This window comes from Protofrankia sp. CiP1_Cm_nod2, from assembly GCF_920664355.1.
GTDB lineage: Bacteria > Actinomycetota > Actinomycetes > Frankiales > Frankiaceae > Protofrankia.
The window spans coordinates 1-646 of record NZ_CAKKTL010000225.1 but is presented as its reverse complement, the minus strand read 5'-3'; the positions used below and the strand labels follow the sequence as shown (position 1 = coordinate 646).

Annotated in this window: 1 pseudogene; it reads left to right on the top strand. The window is 79.6% G+C overall.

Annotated features, from left to right (window positions below):
• Positions 1 to 459 (top strand): annotated as a pseudogene (locus tag NBW84_RS19780) (hypothetical protein); the annotation flags it as partial.
• Positions 460 to 646 lie beyond the last annotated feature (187 nt).

The window sequence follows — 646 nt, the reverse complement described above, 5'->3', positions numbered from 1 at the left end:
CCGGCCGGCCCGTCCGCCGTCCCGTCGCCGTTGTTCGGCGGCGTTTTCGACCCGGACACGGAAGGGGTGTACGGATGCGCTGTCCTGACGCACCGGTCAGGTGAGGCGAATCCCGCCCGTGGGCGTCTCTCCCGGCTGGTAGCCCCCGAGGCGATCAGCGTCACCGACAGCGTCACCGACAGTGTCCGGCTCGCCGAGGCGCAGGCCCGCTGGCTGGGCGAATACCTGCGTGGCCGCTATCTGCTGCCGCCACGGTCGGTGATGCTGGCCGCTACCGGCGCCGCCGGGGCGTCGCGGTCACCGGTCGGCGGCCCGCGCGGCCGGTGGTCACGGCCGCGCCACCGCGGCGGCGTCGACGCCTACCTGCGCTGGCTGGCCGCCGAGGTGCGCCGGGGACGCGCCCGGGCCGCCGCCGCCCGGTATCCGCTGCCCGTCCCCTCTCTGCTCACGGCGCGCTGATCCCAGGGGCCCGCGGGCCCGGAAACCCGGCGGCGGAGCGGCGGCCCACCCGGCCGCGTCCCCGCGCGGCCATCCGTGGGGCGGCGCGAGGCGCGGACGGGACGGCGGGGCACTTCCCGGTGGCGTCGGCGCGGCGGTCGCCGGGGCGGGGCGGTCGCCGGGGGCGCGTGGCGGGGCGCGTCAGGCG